Below are 14554 nucleotides of genomic sequence, written 5' to 3'. Positions count from 1 at the left end.
CCACGGCTCAGTCCCGTAGCTCCCGAAGACGTGCGAGGTCGTCGTGCGCCGACTCGCGCTCCTGTGCGCTGAGTTGGAGCGCGGCGGCCCGGGCGAGCGCGGACGTCGCGGTCGCGTCGTCACCGAGGCGGCCGGCGACATCCGCACGCAGCACCAGGAGGCGCAGCAACTGCACGGGAGCGGGCGACTCGTCCGCCAGGCCCAGCACCCGGTCGATGATGCGCGCGGCGCCCGCCGGATCGTTCTTCGAGTCGGCGAAGAGCGACGCGTGATGCAGGGCCCGGGCGAACGTCTCCTCGGGGGCGGGCCGGTGGTGCTGCTCCTGGCCGGTCTGCTGCCCGATGCGCAGGCAGTTGCCGGCCGGATCGGTGACGAGGAACTGCCTCGCGCCGTACGAGGTGTCCTTCAGCGGTCCCATGCGGGGGAGCCCGCGCGTCGGGATTCTGCCGTACGCGGCCTTGAGGCTGTTCCGGAAGGCGGCGTGCAACCCGTCGACGTCATCGGTCCGGATGTAGCACGTGCTGTACGACGCGGCCGGTTCGTAGCGCTTCATCCCGAAGAAGTGCAACTGGATGTCGCCCCGTTCCACGACCGCGTACGGGTTGGGGCTCGTCTGCTGGAACGTCGCCTCGAACCCGAGGGCGGCGTAGAAGTCGAGAACGGGCCGGATGGTCCGGCACGGCAGGATCGGGATCGTCTTTTCGCTCATGGATCCAGACTAGCCAAATTTGATTAGTTGGGGTGGGGTGTCGCCGACGCGCGCGAAATGAGGGCCTCTTGTGCCGTACCGCCCGCGTGTAGTGGGGTGTCCGCCATGAAGATGCGAAGCATGGCGGCCCTGACCGCGATCCTGGTCGTGGCCCCGTTGGTCGCGGTGGCACCTGGTCCGCAGGCAGCTGCTCAGCCTCGCCCCGGCGGCCCGGCGCGATCCGCCGAATCCACGCTGGTCGGCGGCATCGACCTCGACACGGTCACCATCCCCGAGCTCCAGATCCGCATGGACCGCGGATCGCTGTCCTCGGTCCGGCTCACCCTCGCCTACCTGCGGCGGATCGAGGCCGTCGACCCGAAGATCAACGCGGTCCTGCGTACCAGCCCCACGGCCCTCGGGCAGGCGGTGGCCAGTGACATCAGGCACCGCCTCGGCCGGACCCGCGGTCCGCTCGACGGCATCCCCGTCCTGCTCAAGGACAACGTGAACACCCGCGACATGCCGACGACCGCAGGCTCCCTCGCCCTCGCCGGGAAGCCACCGGCGACCGACGCGGAGCTGGTCGCGAAGCTGCGCGCGGGCGGCGCGGTGATCCTCGGCAAGGCCAACCTGTCCGAGTGGGCCAACTTCCGTGCGGCCAAGCCGACATCGGGCTGGTCGGCGGTGGGCGGCCAGACCCGCAACCCGTACGTGCTGGACCGCAACCCCTGCGGCTCGTCCGCCGGATCGGCCGCCGCCCTTGCCGCGTCGCTGGCACAGGTGGCGATCGGCACCGAGACGGACGGCTCCATCGTCTGCCCCGCCGGGATGAACGCCGTCGTCGGCCTCAAACCGAGCCTCGGCGTGGTCAGCCAGTCGGGCGTTGTCCCGATCTCCGCCGAACAGGACACCGCCGGCCCCATGGCCCGGAACGTGACCGACACCGCGCTCACCCTCTCGGTCCTCAGCGGCGGCGACCCCGCCCCCGGCCTCGCGGAAGCGGCGGCGCGCCCCGGTGCTCTGCGCGGCAAGCGGATCGGCCTGTGGCGGCTGCCGGTGCTCGGTGCCGAGGTGGACGCCCTCATGACGCGCACCGCCGAGCGGCTGCGGGCCGCGGGCGCCGAGGTCGTGGAGGTGGACCTCCCGTACCAGGACCGCCTGGCCGCACTCGAATTCCCGGCCCTGCTGAGCGAGTTCCACCGGGACATCGACGCATATCTCGCGACCAGGAAGGGGCCGCGCGACCTGGCCGGGCTCATCGAGTTCAACCGGACCCACCCGCAGGAGCAGACCTGCTTCGCCGGACAGGAGCTCTTCGAGCAGGCCCTCGCCGCACCGCCGACCACCGACCCGGAATACCTGGCGATGCGCGCCGAGTTGGCGGACCTGTCCCGCCGCTCCATCGACGAGGTCATGACCGAGCACGGCCTGGACGCGATCGCCTCCCCGGCGAACCCGCCCGCGTGGACCACCGACTGCGGCCGGGGCGACAACGACGTGATCCCGTCGTCGACGCCCGCGGCCGTCGCCGGCTACCCCTCACTGTCGGTGCCCGCCGGATTCGTGGGCGAACTGCCGGTCGGACTGCTCCTCATGGCCGGCAACCACCAGGACGCCGACCTGCTGTCCCTCGGTGCGGCGGTGGAACACCGGCTGGACGGCCGGCACGCGCCCCGGTACCTGCCGACGCTGCCGACCGGTTGAACCGACCGGGGGCGGGGGCGCGCGGGACGGGGCAGGTCTGAGTACGTTGGTGCGTCCGAGTGAGTAGCGACGCTCATGAGGGCCCCGGCGGCTGCGGGAGAGCATCGCCTCATGAACACACGACCCCAAGCAACGCCCCCCGCCCCGTGGGCGCCCGTCCGGCCGGCTTCCGCCGCGCGACCCGGAGTTGCCGTGGCCACCGCCCTGCTGGGCGCTGCCACGGCCGTGTCGGTGACGTGGCTGACCTTCATGGTCCTGATGATCTCCGTCTGGGGCGCGGCCTCGGGGGCCGCGGTCGGCGGGTTCCTCGGGGGGTACGCCGCATGCCTGGCCGGCGGAGCCGCGCTGCTCGTCGCACTCGCCTTCCTGCCGCCGGTACGCCGCATGGCCCCGCCCCGGCGCTGGCTGCTGCTGGCTGCGGTGGCGTGCCCCGTTCCGCTGACGCTGGCCGTCGTGACCTGGGTGAGCGCCGGCTGACCGGTCAGCCCATGGGGCGGACCCGGTAACTCACCGCCTGGTACGGGAAGTCCGCCGTGTGCAGGCTGCCCAGGGCGAAGCTCAGGTCGCTGTCGGTCCCCGGGGCGCCGGTACGGCAGTCGGCGTTGAAGAACACGTCGACGTCCACAGCCGCGTAGTTGAGCGCGGAGGCCGAGGGTGCGGCCAGGTTGTGGCACCCGGTGCTGGTGAGGTCCACGGGCGTCGCCTCGCCCGTCTGGTGCGCGCCGGTGTAGAAGACGACGCCCGGGGACTGCGCGACGGCGGGCTGGGCGAGGCCCGCGCCGACCGCGAGGACCGCTCCACAGACCGCGGCGGCGGCCCCGGTGTACCTGCGGTGGTTACGGTTCATCGTGTCTGCCACCTTTGCGTTCGAGGGGGATTCGAGCGGGCGGACTCGATTATTTGCGCCTTCAACCAGATACGTAAGATCGCTTTCCAGCCATCGGGCCGGGAAGCCGGGTTCGGTGCACGGGCGTGGGCGACGGCCGCGCACGGGCTGCCCGTAGCGTAGGGCGGCATGACTGTGCTGATCATCGGCGGCAGCGGCCTGCTGGGCACCGAGCTGGTACGCCGGGCCGCGTCCTCGGACGGACCCCCGGCTGCCACGTACCATTCCCGCCCCGGCGACCCGGCCCGGGCGGCCTGGCACCACCTCGACCTCCGCGCCCCGCTTCGGCTGGAACGGCTCCTCGACACGGTGGCCCCGACCGCCTTGATCAACGCGACGAGCGGCGGGGCGGACTGGGCGGTCACCGCCGAGGGCGGCATCCGGCTCGCTATGGCTGCGGCCGAACGCGGCATCCGCCTGATGCACGTCTCCAGCGACGCGGTGTTCTCCGGCGCGGGCCGCACCCACTACGACGAGTCCTGCCTGCCGGACCCGCTCACTCCGTACGGGGCCGCCAAAGCCGCCGCCGAGACGGCCGTACGCCTCATCTGCCCCGGCGCGGCCGTCGCCCGGACCTCGCTGATCATCGGCAACGGCCGCTCCGAGCACGAGCAGTTGGTGCACGCCTTGGCCGACGGGACCCGCGAGGGCGCCCTCTTCACCGATGACGTCCGCTGCCCCGTGCACGTGAGCGACCTGGCCGCCGCCCTGTGGGAGATCACCCGCTCCGATGCCGCCGGGGTCTTCCACCTCGCCGGGCCGGACGCCCTCAGCCGCCACGGGCTGGGCGAGCTCATCGCGCGCCGCGACGGCCTCGATCCCGCGCGGCTGCCCTCCGCGCGCCGCCGCGATACGGGACTGCCCGACGGGATCGACGTACGACTGGACTGCCGTGCCACGCGGCGGAGGCTGACCACCCGGCTCCGGGGCGCCCGCGCGTTCCTGAGCGCAGCGGACCCGGCATGACGAGGACCACGCCGGCCAGACCGGTGTCCGTGGAGGCCGTGTTCCCCGAGCTGGCCCCCTACCGGGCCCGGACGACGCGGCTGCATCCCAGGCCAGGGCGGCCCGGGGTGCGCGACAGCCATGTCGGCGGGCCGATGCTGTGGCCGGCGGACGAACCGTGGCCCCTCTGCCACGAGCCGCACCGGAGTGAGACCGAGGGGTACGCACCGGAGGAGATCCGTACCGCCCGCGCCGAAGGCGGATGGCCGCAGAGCAGGCCGTGGCCCCGCGCGGAGCCCTCCGGCGACGACGGCCCGGCGCCCTTCCTGGGGCTCGCCCAGCTCTTCCGCCGTGACATCCCCGGCCTCGCCTGCGGGCCCGACGGCGCGGACCTGGTGCAGCTCTTCCGCTGCCCGTTCACCCACGGCCCGCACCTGGAACGCCGCTACCACCTGCGGTGGAGGCGGGCCGCCCGGACCGAACAGGCGGAACACCTCCTCGCGGAGCCGCCCCGGGTGCCCCTGCTGCGGTGGGAGCACGAACTCCCCGAGCCATGCGTCCTGCATCCGGAAGAGGTGGACACGTACCCCTGGGCGGAGGACGACACGCTGCCCCCGGCCCTGATCGCGCGCATCGACGCCTGGGACGACGCCCAGGTGGCCGAACAGGGGTCCGACGCCCCGAGCTACCAGTACGACCTGTCCATCCCGCCCGGCTGGCGTGTCGGCGGCTACCCCAGCTGGGCGTCGACGGGCCCGATGGCCATCGACTGCGCGTCCTGCGCCACTCCGATGGAGCTGCTGCTGACGGCTGAGGGGTGCGAGATGGACGGCGGCTCGCACAGCTGGGCACCGCTGGAGGACCGCGACCCGCTGCTGAAGGGGAAGGCGTCGGTCCGGGGTGGCGTCCCGGTCGCGCGGCCCACGCGGCTCCGCTTCGGCCGGGACCACGATCTGCACGTCTTCGTCTGCCCTACTGAGCCCGGGCACGCGCCGCGATGGGTGCTTGCGTAGACCTTCGGCGGGGATTGACACAGACGCGCGGTGGATTCCTGCGCGTGCGAAAAAAGGCATCTGCACCACTCAACGGTGAACCTCGCCGCTATGTCCCTTGAAACGGGGGCCAGTTGGAAAGGTTGGCCGTGCACCTCAAAGAGGCGCACGGCCAACCCGAGGAGAAGACCTTGAAGCGTGTCTCGTTCCGCCGTACCGCCGGACTGATGGCCGCCGCCGCGGCCCTGGTCGCCGGTCCCACCCTGTCCGCTCACGCCATGACCCCCGCCGCCCCGACCGGACAGCAGACCTACGCCGCGCAGACGCGGGCCGCCGGCCTCACCGACGCGCAGGCCGGGGAGCTCCAGCGACAGGTCGACGCGGTACGCGCCCAGGAACCCCGGGCCCGCCAGACCTCCGCGAACACCCTCGACATCCCCGGCGGCACCGTCACGCTCCCGGCCCCCGGGCAGTCCGAAACCCGCGACCTGGCATCGCCCCGCACGGCCCTGGCCTGCGGCAACGGGCATCTGTGCATCACGGACGGGCGCGGCGTCAACTACGACTACTACCGCTGCGGTTACTACGACTTCAACGGCATCGGTGACGGCACCTTCAACAACAACCAGACCTCGGGAACCCGCGCCCGCTTCTACAACAGCGACGGCAGCGAGCGCTGGTCCCACGTCGCCAAGGGCACCGGGACCGCCTCCTGGACCCCCGTCTTCCACATCCGCCCCTGCTGAGTCCGGCACCGGCCCCCGCCCCGGAAGCCGGGGCGGGGGCCCACCATCGAGCCGTAGCCTGGCCTCAACGGTGGCGGCAACGAAGGGGTGGGTCGCGTGGGCAGAAGCGAAGAGTCCGAGCGCTTGGCGAAAGCGCTCGTGGAGCTGCGGGAAGCCGAGGGCTTGTCCGTGGGGGAGCTGGCGCGGCGTACCCAGTTGAGTCAGGCGACCATCAGGCTTCATGAGAGTGACCGAGGGGATGTTCCCCTTCCCTTCGCGGCCCGCCGCTTCGAAGAAGTGCTCGGCTGGGCGCCGGGCTCCATTCCCACCACCGGGAGCGAACCTCCGCCGGGCTCGGTCACCACAGGTGGTTGAACGCCTCGTCGGCGTCGGCGATGGCCTCGGGGTGGACGGCGTGGGCGGTCCGGCCGTCGGCGATCTTCTGCCAGTTGGCGCGGGCGAGCACCCGTTGGACCGCGAGCACCTGGGCTGCTCGCAGGTGCGCCCGGATGCCTTGGCCGAGGGCGTCGGCCAGCGCCTCTTCGTCCTCCAGCCGGTACTGCGTCAGCCGTCCCGCCAGGCTCGGCGTGGTGAACACCAGGCGGTGGAAGGCCACCACCTCGGGGTGATCGTTGAGGCCGGTGACGGGGTCGTACCGGTCGAGGCCGGTCCGGAAGTGCCGGTGGAGTGCCGTCACCGGCTCGATGCCGGGTCCGCGGTCGCGCACGACGCGTGCGGCCTCGCCCTGGTGGTCCGCGAACCGGTGCAGCACCAGGTCTTCCTTGGTGGGGAAGTACCGGAAGAGGGTGGGCTTGGAGATCTCGGCTGCCGCGGCGATGTCGTTGACCGAGACGCGGTCGAAGCCGCGTTCCAGGAACAGCGAGACGGCCGCGTCGCCGATGGCGTCACGCGTCCGCTCCTTCTTGCGGGCCCGCAGCCCCGTCGGCTCGCTCACGTGACCACCGTAACACTTGTTACTCGGTTGTGTTTTTAACCGGGTAACGTTTTCATGGGCGGCATGAATCAGACAGACACTCCGCCCGTGCTCGTCACCGGCGCGACGGGCCGGGTCGGCCGCGTCGTCCTCCATGAACTCCTCGACGCGGGCGTGCCGGTCCGTGCCCTCATCCGTCGCCCCGAAGCGGCGGCGACGCTCCCGGCGAAGGTCGAGGTCTTCGCCGGTGACCTCACCGTGCCCGAGTCACTGGACCCGGCATTGAAGGGCGTCGGTGCGGTCTTCCTCGTCTGGACCGCCCCGCCCCGGACCGCGGAGGCAGTCATCGAGCGGCTGGCAGCCCACGTGCGGCGGGTCGTCTTCCTCTCCTCCCCGCACCGGACTCCGCACCCCTTCTTCCAGCAGCCCAATCCCATGGCGGTGCTGCACGCCGAAATCGAACGGCTCATCGCCGCCACCGGACTAGAGGCGACGATCCTCCGGCCGGGGATGTTCGCGTCGAACGCGCTGGCCTGGTGGGCGCCCGCGATCCGGGCCGGGCAGGCCGTCCGGTGGCCCTACGGCGCTGCCGAGTCGGCACCGGTCGACGACCGCGACATCGCGGCCGTCGCGGCGCGGACGCTCCATCAGGACGGGTACGCCGGAGGCGACTACGTGCTCACGGGCCCCGAATCGCTGACCCAAGCCGCTCAGCTGGACGTCATCGGTGACGCCCTGGGCCGCCGGATCGCATTCGAGGAGATGACGCCCGACGCGTTCCGCAGCCTGTGGGAGGGTACGGTGCCCGGCTCGGCCGTTGACATGCTGCTCGGCGCGTGGAGCGCGGCGGTCGGGCAGCCCGCGTACCTCACCACAGCGGTGGCCGACATCCTCGGGAGGCCACCGCGGACGTTGCGTCAGTGGGCCGCCGATCACGCCTCCGCGTTCACGGGGGGCTGAGCAAGGGCGATGGCCATCCAAGGAGCGGCCTCCTGTCGGTAGGAGTGCCCGACGGGGTCCGTGCCGCTCAGGTCGGTGAGGCTGAATCCGGTGACCATGACCGCGTCGGAGTCGTCGGCAACGGAGACGAGATGCGTACCGCAGCGCGGACAGAAGCCCCGGCGCAGCGTCGGCCAGGTCGCATACCAGGTCGGCTCGCCGCCCGGGCCGGTCCACGTCAGCCCGTCCCTGTCGAAGCCGACCCACAGGACCGCGGGCGCGCCCGAGATACGCGTGTCGTGCGGGCAGGAACACAGATGCGGGTCGATCGGGTCGCCCAGCACCCGGTACGTGATGTGGCGGCACTGGCAGTGCCCGCTCCGGGCGGGCACAGGGACGGCGGTCATGAGGCCTCGATTCGGTACGGGTGAAGCGCTACCAGGCGGTGGGGCGCACGATCTCGGTGACGGGCTGGGGGTGAACGGCCCTGGGAATGCCGAGCATGGCGCGGCCCCGATGGGCGGCGGCAAGCTGCTCCGCCGCCTCGGACGGCCCCCAGTCGAAGAACTCCAAGGCCTGCTCCGGGGTGGCCAGAACGCGTACGTACGTCCGACCGGTGGCGGGATCGACGGCGGCCGCGCCCAGGCTCGCCAGCACGGCGGCGTAACGGACCCTCGCGCACGGCCCGGCGTCGGACAGGTACCCGAGGTATCGGGGGTCGCCGAGCTCGGCAGTCGCCTCCTCGCGGCATTCCCGGACGGCGGTCACCCAGGGATCGCCGCCGTCCTCCGGCTCCGTCGTGCCGCCGGGCAGACAGGCCGCGCCGGTGTCCGGTTCGAGGAGGAGCAGGACCCGTCCGTCCGGGGCGAAGGCCCAGACCCAGGACTGGCGGACCGCGAGCCCGGCGGGCACGGGCCCCTCGTGGAAGGGCAGGTGGTGACGGGCCCGGGCGGTGCGCAGGACACCGACCCGGTCGAGGACGGTGGGGGCGATCGGCAGGCCGTCCTCCAGGAGCACGGGACCGGCGCCGTTGATGCGGGCGCGGAGCGCGGAGAGGGTGCGGCGGGCATCGCCGGGGGACATCAGCGAGGGGAGGTCGGCCGGTTCGGCGAACTCGATGCCGTCGATCTCGCCCGGGGCGGGCCGGACGGCCGCGATCCGGTCGTCGTCCCAGACGCCCCCGTCGAAGACGTGCAGCAGCTCGCCCGGGAACCGCAGGTCCGGGGGCGCGGCCCGGCCGGTGGGGGAGACCCAGTCGACGGCGAGCCCCTGGGTGACGGTCGCCTTGACGCCCAGCTCCTCGTCCAGCTCGCGGGCGGCGCCCCGGGCCGGTGACTCGCCCTTGTCGACGGCCCCTCCTGGCAGCAGGCGGGTGGGCCGGTAGCTGACACGCTGGAGCAGGACCTGCCCACGCCGGTTGGTGATCAGCACACTGGTGCCGGCCCACAGCGCGGCCGAGGCGCGCAGCTTCCCGTACGCCTCGTCCTTCATCGTCACGCCGGGAGTCTCGTCGGGTGCGGATGTGGTGGTCATCTCTCTCCGTTCCAGGGGGACTTGGACGGTCACGATTCTGCCGTGGCCGCCGCCACCGCGTCCGGCGCACGCCGGGCCGGGCCCGGCAGGCGCCCGTCCCGGCCCGGCCACCGGAACACCAGCCGGGAGGACGCCTTGTCCAGGACGTCCCCGGCGGGCAGCAGATGGTCGGGCGTGCCCGCCGGGTGGACGGTCAGGACGGGATCGGCGTGCCGGTCGTCGTCGGCGGCGCGGATGTGGCGGTCCCACGCCCGTACCGTGGCCGCGACCAGCTCGGCAAGGCACGGACCCTCCGCGCCGAAGGCGTGGACCACCCACTCCCTGCCCCCGTCCCGGGTCGGCAGATGGACCAGGTACGCGAGCGACGCGTCACCCAGAACGGCCGGTGCGTCACGGTCCTTCGCCACGGCGACGACGTCCGTGTCCTCGTGGACGCGCAACCGGCAGAAGCCCGGCAGGGTGGTGGCCGCGTACAACTGCAACGAACCGAAGTAGACACCCGCCCCGGCCCCCATCGTGACGCCGGTCGCGACCTCGTGACGCGGCGCGCGCAGCGCCTCCTCCACACCGTCCGTACCCGCGGCCGCACCCTCGTCGAAACGGAGCGTCAGCGCACCGCCGAGCAGCGGCACGACCGGTGCGGAACGCGCCTGACGGCCCTGGTCGCGGACGAAGCCGCAGTACGTGAATCCCCGGGCGTGGAGCACGTCGCCGCGCCGCTCGAATGCGACCGCCCGGCTGTAGCCGCCCATCTCCAACGGCAGGACGAGGCGCCCGCCTTCGGCCAGTTGCTCGCGCCAGGCGGGCGCGATGTCCCAGCAGCTGTACGTGATCATGGCGGCGTCGAAGCCGCCGCGCGGGACGAGACCGGCCGGGGCGCCGAGCGCGGCGTCGGCCTCGACGGCGGTGACCCGTCCGCTGCCGGCCTCCGTGGTGAACGCGCGGGTGCGGCGTACGACCCAGGGGTCGATGTCGACGGTCACCACCCGCCCCTCGGGACCGGCCACATGCGCGATCAGCTCGGCGTTGTAGCCGCCGGACCCCGCCTCGTACACGAGCGCACCCGGCCGGAGACGCAGGCTCTCGATCATGTCGGCCTGGAGCCAGGCCGCGGACACCGAGCTGATGGCCGCCCCTGCCTCGTCGCGCCGGGTGACGACGGCCCGGTCGCCGCCGTCGTACGCGGTTGCCAGGTCCGCTTCCGGGGCGAACCGATGGCGCGGCACGGAGCGCAGCGCCTCGCGGACGGGCTCGGACGGGGCCCACCCGCCCGCGATCACCGTCTCGGCCATCGCACCGCGCAGCCGGACGGCCTCACCCGGCTCACCCGGTACGGCCGGACGACCCGTGGCGAGCGGGTAGGAGGCCACGGGCGGCAGCCCCGGCACGACCCCCGGCCACACGGCATCCAAGGCCTGGGCGGCCGGGGCGAAGACGTCCCCGATCCGGGAGAGCGCGTGCAGGTCCGCGAACTCCCAGCGGACGAACTTGTCCTGCTCCGGATTGCCCGGTGTCCCGGACCAGGCGGTGAGGCGGACGACGGCCGTGAGCCGGGGAACGCCGTGGCTGTCGTCCACCAGCATCGTCACCACGTACGCGTCCGCCGGATCGGCCACCAGGCCCGTCTCCTCGGCGAGTTCACGGACCGCGGCCTCGGCGAAGCCCTCCGGACCGTGGGTCTTGCCGCCGGGAAGTTCAAGCATGCCGCGCCGCGACCGGCCGAGCAGGACCCTGCCGGAGTCGTCGGTGACGACCGCGAGCGCGCCGGTCAGGGCATGGGCCGTGGGAGGCCTCTTCTCGACGGCCCGGGTGCCGGGCGGGCGGAGTCCGCGCAGGACCAGGAAGGCCATCCCGTCCGCGTCCAGCCGCTCCACCGACTCCCAGGCGGCGCCGAGGAGCGCGATCTCGTCCTCGTCCAGGGCGATGCCGCGCCGCTCATCCGCCGGGGTCCGCACCACCGGGGTGATGACGACGAGAGCGCCGCCTTCCCGGAGCCGCCCGCCCAACGCGTGCAGCACGCGGTCCCGGTCCCTGAGGAACGGGTAGACCAGGCGCAACACCACCACGTCGTACCCGTCCGCGTGCAACGGCGCCGGATCGTCGTGCTCGATGTCCAGGCACAGCCACCGCACGCCCTCGACACCGGCATGCTCCTCCCGCGCCCGAGCGATCGCGGTGTCGGCGAAGTCGACGGCGTCCACGGTGCAGCCGAGCGAGGCGAGATACGCGGCCAACTCGCCGTTCCCGCACCCCACATCGAGCGCCCGGCCACCGCCGGTGAGTTCGGCGAACAGCTCCCGCTCTCGCGCGCCGACCTCCCGGAATCCCCGGCCCTCGCCGAAGTGCTCTTCCCACTGATCACGCGTGGTGTACGTCAATGTGCTCCTCCTCATGGGGCGGTGGGTTGGTCGGTACGGAGCCGGGCCAGGGTGCGCAGGCCGCGTTCCACCAGTTCGGGGTCGTCGTGCGCGGTGCCGTAGGCGATGCCGGAGACGGCTTCCAGGACGGAGAGAGCCGTGAGTTGGGCCTCCTCCTCCGGTGTGAACGGGCGGCCGTAGCCGTCCATCACGGCTGCCAGGAGGTCGGGACGGCCGTGCCAGCTGTCGGACAGCCGCACGAAGTCCCGTAGGGCGGGCCCCTCTTCGGAGCGCTCGAAGTCGATCACGTACAGCGTGCCGGAGCCCTCGTCCCAGCGCAGATTGCGCAGCTGGAAGTCACCGTGCGTGGGGACTAACGGCAGGGCGGGCCCGGCGGCGGCACTCTCGACCGTGCTACGGACGAACTCCTCGTCCTCAGCGGCGAGATGGGGCCGGGCCCCGTCCAGGTGCCGTTCCAGCTTCGCCACGGGCAGGTCCCCGCCGCCCGGTTGGCCCGGGGCGCCGCCGTGGTGAATGGAGGCCGCGAGCTGTCCGATGCGGTGGAACACCGTGCGCTCCTGCTCGGGCGCCAGGACGGCACCGTGCAGGGAGCGGCCTCCCACCGCCGTGAGCACGACGGCCCGCAGGGTGTCGTCGGCGGCCACCAGCCGGGGCGCTGCTTCGCCGAGACCGGTGACCCAGCCCCGTAACGCAGTGACCTCGCGCCGGTGGAAACGCTCGTTCTGGTGGACCTTGACGTACCAGGTGCCGCCCTCGGCGCCGTGCGCCCGCCAGACGCGGCTCTCCTCTCTCGCCCAGGAGACGTCCGCCCAACGGGTGATCCGCCCCACCGCCCGTTCGGCGAAGGCACGCACCGCGCCCTCCGGGGCGGCGCCGGAAACCAGCAGCAGCCGGTCCACGGCCGGGTCGTGCGCGATCGGGTCGCCCGGTTCCTGGAAGTGCACGGCCAGGTGGGCACCGGCCCGGTAGGCGTCCAGCCCCGCCCGGCAGTACGCGACCATCGGCTCCGGCAGCGCGTCCAGCGCGAACCACCCCATCGCGTCGCACTTGTCCGGCTCCATGACGCGCGGCGCGCCGCTCCACCGGCGCACCTCGAAGAACACCCCGATCCGCGCCCGGCCGACCGGCGGCCGGTGGTGCACCGTGACGGCCGCGCGCACATCCCCCGGATCCAGGGCGAGACCGGTCTCCTCCAGCGTCTCGCGCACGACGGCGTCGACCACGGTCTCGGCCTCCACATGGCCCGACGGCGCGTGCCACAGACCGCTGGCGTACACGTCTCCGGCCCGCCGGGACAGCAGCACCTCCGGCCCGCGGTCTCCGTCGCGTACGGCCAGCAGGTGCGCGTCCACCGGCGCGTCGACGCGGGTCAACGGGTCCACCCCAGCTCGGTGTAGACGCGTCCGGCCCGGATGCCCTCGATCGCGGCCCGTGCGTAGGGGACCAGTGGCTCGGGCAGGTCCTTGGCGTTCCACCACTGCCAGGCGACGCACTTGTCCGGCTCCCTCAGCTCGGGCGTGCCCTCCCAGCGCCGTGCGCGGAAGAAGAGGCCGATCCTGGGTCTACCGCCCGGCCGGTTGACCGTGTGCACGGTGTGGACGAGTTCGACATCCGCTGGGTCGATCACCAGCCCCGCCTCCTCGTACGCCTCCCTGACCAGGCACGCCGTCGCGGACTCCGCCTCGCAGTGGCCCGCGAGCACGTGCCAGGTGTTGCCCGCGTACGCCGAGTCGGGGTGCCGCAGCCCCAGCAGGACCTGGCCGTCCCGCTCCAGGTAGAGGTGGACGCCGACGACGTTCAGGACCGTCGCCGATGCCGGGGCCGAGGGCGCATCGTGCTCGGCGGCGTGCCGTTCCAGGAGTGCCCGGGTCGACGGCAGCATCGTCATGTACGGGAACTTCTCGGGCCGCACCCAGGCGACCATCACGCCCTCGGTGAGCGGCAGAGCGGCCGGGTCGCCGTTCCAGCGGCCGCTGAACACCTGGACCGGTACCCGGGTCCCGTCCGTGCCGGTGACGTGCTCGACCGCGTACGGCACCAGGCCGGCGACCGCCAGATCGGCCTCCTCGCGCAGCTCCCGGCGGACCGTGTCGAGCAGCGTGCGGTCCTGCGGCTCCCAGCCGCCACCGAGCAGCGACCAGCACCCCGACTCCCAGATCCACGGCTTGTTCGCGTCCCGGAGGTGCAGCAGGTACCGTCCCTTCCCGTCGTGGATGATCGCCGAGGCGTTCACGGGCTCGGGCTGCCCGTCCAGGCCCGCCTGAAGAAGCTTCGTACGCAGGGTCGGTGACCTGACCTCCGCCAGGGGCAGCCACTGCGCCCCGGACACCTCCTCGTCCTGAAGAGTGAGCGCGGGTGGCTCCTCGTCGGCGAGGTGGAACACGTAACGGAAGTCGTAGTGCCGGTGCGCCCGTTCGCCCTTCGCGGGGCGCGCGTCGATGTCGTGCACGTCGATGTCGGCGGGGGAGCCGAGGAACTGCCGGGTCAGGGACACGGCGCCCGGGGCGATCCCGGTCTCCTCCGACAGCTCGCGCAACGCGGCGACGAGCAGACTGCGGTCGCCGGGCTCCGTGTGACCGCCGGGGGTGAGCATGAGCCCGTCGGAGGCCCGGTGCCGGATGTGCAGGACCCGGCACCGGCGGTCGACGACGACAGCGCTGCACGTGACGTGAGCCGGGAGCGTCGCGCGGTCGGCCGGATCGTCGGGGCCGTCCAGGAGGGACAGCAGCCCGGCGAGGGATTCCCGCTCGTGCGGGTGGCGCACCAGGTACGCCTCGGTGGTGCTGCGGATGTGGGAGCGGGTGAGCGGCATGTCGTGACCTCGGGA

At 72.9% G+C, this 14554-nt stretch carries 15 protein-coding genes; 7 read left to right on the top strand and 8 right to left on the bottom strand.

Features of this window, described 5'->3' with window-relative positions; translation table 11 throughout:
* Window positions 1–7: 7 nt before the first annotated feature.
* Entirely contained in the window at window positions 8–709 is a 702-nt protein-coding gene (locus tag AMK18_RS30545; protein WP_073865336.1) for a bleomycin resistance protein, read from the bottom strand.
* A gap of 105 nt (window positions 710–814) precedes the next feature.
* Between AMK18_RS30545 and AMK18_RS30540 the strand changes: the two genes are divergently transcribed.
* A complete protein-coding gene (locus tag AMK18_RS30540) occupies window positions 815–2395 on the top strand; it encodes an amidase family protein (protein ID WP_073865619.1) in 1581 nt (526 codons plus the stop codon).
* A gap of 192 nt (window positions 2396–2587) precedes the next feature.
* Window positions 2588–2872, top strand: coding sequence for a hypothetical protein (locus AMK18_RS30535; RefSeq protein WP_018103099.1), 285 nt, complete (start codon window positions 2588–2590; stop codon window positions 2870–2872).
* A 4-nt stretch (window positions 2873–2876) separates the two neighbouring features.
* Here the strand turns inward: AMK18_RS30535 and AMK18_RS30530 are convergent, their stop codons facing one another.
* Entirely contained in the window at window positions 2877–3242 is a 366-nt protein-coding gene (locus AMK18_RS30530) for a hypothetical protein (protein ID WP_073865335.1), read from the bottom strand.
* A 168-nt stretch (window positions 3243–3410) separates the two neighbouring features.
* Between AMK18_RS30530 and AMK18_RS30525 the strand changes: the two genes are divergently transcribed.
* The 4 genes from AMK18_RS30525 (at window position 3411) to AMK18_RS30510 (ending at window position 6318) form a co-directional block, all read left to right on the top strand.
* The gene (locus AMK18_RS30525; RefSeq protein WP_073865334.1) at window positions 3411–4247 is read left to right on the top strand and encodes an SDR family oxidoreductase; all 837 of its coding nucleotides are present in this window, start codon (window positions 3411–3413) and stop codon (window positions 4245–4247) included.
* A 23-nt stretch (window positions 4248–4270) separates the two neighbouring features.
* A complete protein-coding gene (locus AMK18_RS30520) occupies window positions 4271–5239 on the top strand; it encodes a hypothetical protein (RefSeq protein WP_073865333.1) in 969 nt (322 codons plus the stop codon).
* Between the two features lie 170 nt (window positions 5240–5409).
* Window positions 5410–5964: a hypothetical protein gene (locus AMK18_RS30515; protein WP_241836677.1), complete on the top strand. Its 555-nt coding sequence runs from the start codon at window positions 5410–5412 to the stop codon at window positions 5962–5964.
* A gap of 87 nt (window positions 5965–6051) precedes the next feature.
* Complete coding sequence (locus AMK18_RS30510) at window positions 6052–6318, top strand: helix-turn-helix domain-containing protein (protein ID WP_073865331.1); 267 nt, start codon at window positions 6052–6054, stop codon at window positions 6316–6318.
* Here AMK18_RS30510 and AMK18_RS30505 read toward each other — a convergent pair.
* Window positions 6302–6898 carry a TetR/AcrR family transcriptional regulator gene (locus AMK18_RS30505; protein ID WP_073865330.1) on the bottom strand — a complete coding sequence of 199 codons (597 nt, stop codon included), beginning with the start codon at window positions 6896–6898 and terminating at the stop codon, window positions 6302–6304. The two genes, AMK18_RS30510 and AMK18_RS30505, sit on opposite strands and share 17 nt — an antisense overlap.
* Window positions 6899–6961: 63 nt before the next feature.
* Here AMK18_RS30505 and AMK18_RS30500 point away from each other — a divergent pair, with 63 nt between their 5' ends.
* Entirely contained in the window at window positions 6962–7837 is an 876-nt protein-coding gene (locus AMK18_RS30500; RefSeq protein WP_241836676.1) for an NAD(P)H-binding protein, read from the top strand.
* Here the strand turns inward: AMK18_RS30500 and AMK18_RS30495 are convergent.
* From AMK18_RS30495 to AMK18_RS30475, 5 genes are read right to left on the bottom strand one after another with little or no spacing between them, the layout of a single operon-like run.
* On the bottom strand, window positions 7810–8223 hold the full coding sequence (locus AMK18_RS30495) for a GFA family protein (protein ID WP_073865328.1): 414 nt from the start codon (window positions 8221–8223) through the stop codon (window positions 7810–7812). The two genes, AMK18_RS30500 and AMK18_RS30495, sit on opposite strands and share 28 nt — an antisense overlap.
* A gap of 28 nt (window positions 8224–8251) precedes the next feature.
* On the bottom strand, window positions 8252–9349 hold the full coding sequence (locus tag AMK18_RS30490) for an NUDIX hydrolase (RefSeq protein ID WP_073865327.1): 1098 nt from the start codon (window positions 9347–9349) through the stop codon (window positions 8252–8254).
* A gap of 29 nt (window positions 9350–9378) precedes the next feature.
* Complete coding sequence (fxlM, locus tag AMK18_RS30485) at window positions 9379–11742, bottom strand: methyltransferase, FxLD system (RefSeq protein WP_443333240.1); 2364 nt, start codon at window positions 11740–11742, stop codon at window positions 9379–9381.
* Window positions 11739–13109, bottom strand: a complete 1371-nt coding sequence (locus tag AMK18_RS30480; RefSeq protein WP_073865325.1) for a phosphotransferase — start codon at window positions 13107–13109, stop codon at window positions 11739–11741. The genes fxlM and AMK18_RS30480 overlap by 4 nt, the downstream gene beginning before the upstream one ends.
* Window positions 13097–14539, bottom strand: coding sequence for an NUDIX domain-containing protein (locus tag AMK18_RS30475; protein ID WP_073865324.1), 1443 nt, complete (start codon window positions 14537–14539; stop codon window positions 13097–13099). Before AMK18_RS30475 ends, AMK18_RS30480 begins: the two co-directional genes overlap by 13 nt.
* Window positions 14540–14554 lie beyond the last annotated feature (15 nt).

It is taken from the genome of Streptomyces sp. CB01249, assembly GCF_001905735.1.
In the GTDB taxonomy this organism is placed as follows: domain Bacteria; phylum Actinomycetota; class Actinomycetes; order Streptomycetales; family Streptomycetaceae; genus Streptomyces.
This window is presented reverse-complemented; position numbering and strand designations above follow the sequence as displayed.

Excerpts from the sequence above, each read along its gene's own strand:
- AMK18_RS30490 (WP_073865327.1), bottom strand. The coding sequence starts at position 9,349 with ATGACCACCACATCCGCACCCGACGAGACTCCCGGCGTGACGATGAAG.
- AMK18_RS30525 (WP_073865334.1), top strand. The coding sequence starts at position 3,411 with ATGACTGTGCTGATCATCGGCGGCAGCGGCCTGCTGGGCACCGAGCTG.
- AMK18_RS30495 (WP_073865328.1), bottom strand. The coding sequence starts at position 8,223 with ATGACCGCCGTCCCTGTGCCCGCCCGGAGCGGGCACTGCCAGTGCCGC.
- AMK18_RS30500 (WP_241836676.1), top strand. The coding sequence starts at position 6,962 with ATGAATCAGACAGACACTCCGCCCGTGCTCGTCACCGGCGCGACGGGC.
- AMK18_RS30545 (WP_073865336.1), bottom strand. The coding sequence starts at position 709 with ATGAGCGAAAAGACGATCCCGATCCTGCCGTGCCGGACCATCCGGCCC.
- AMK18_RS30475 (WP_073865324.1), bottom strand. The coding sequence starts at position 14,539 with ATGCCGCTCACCCGCTCCCACATCCGCAGCACCACCGAGGCGTACCTG.
- AMK18_RS30540 (WP_073865619.1), top strand. The coding sequence starts at position 815 with ATGAAGATGCGAAGCATGGCGGCCCTGACCGCGATCCTGGTCGTGGCC.
- fxlM (WP_443333240.1), bottom strand. The coding sequence starts at position 11,742 with ATGAGGAGGAGCACATTGACGTACACCACGCGTGATCAGTGGGAAGAG.
- AMK18_RS30530 (WP_073865335.1), bottom strand. The coding sequence starts at position 3,242 with ATGAACCGTAACCACCGCAGGTACACCGGGGCCGCCGCCGCGGTCTGT.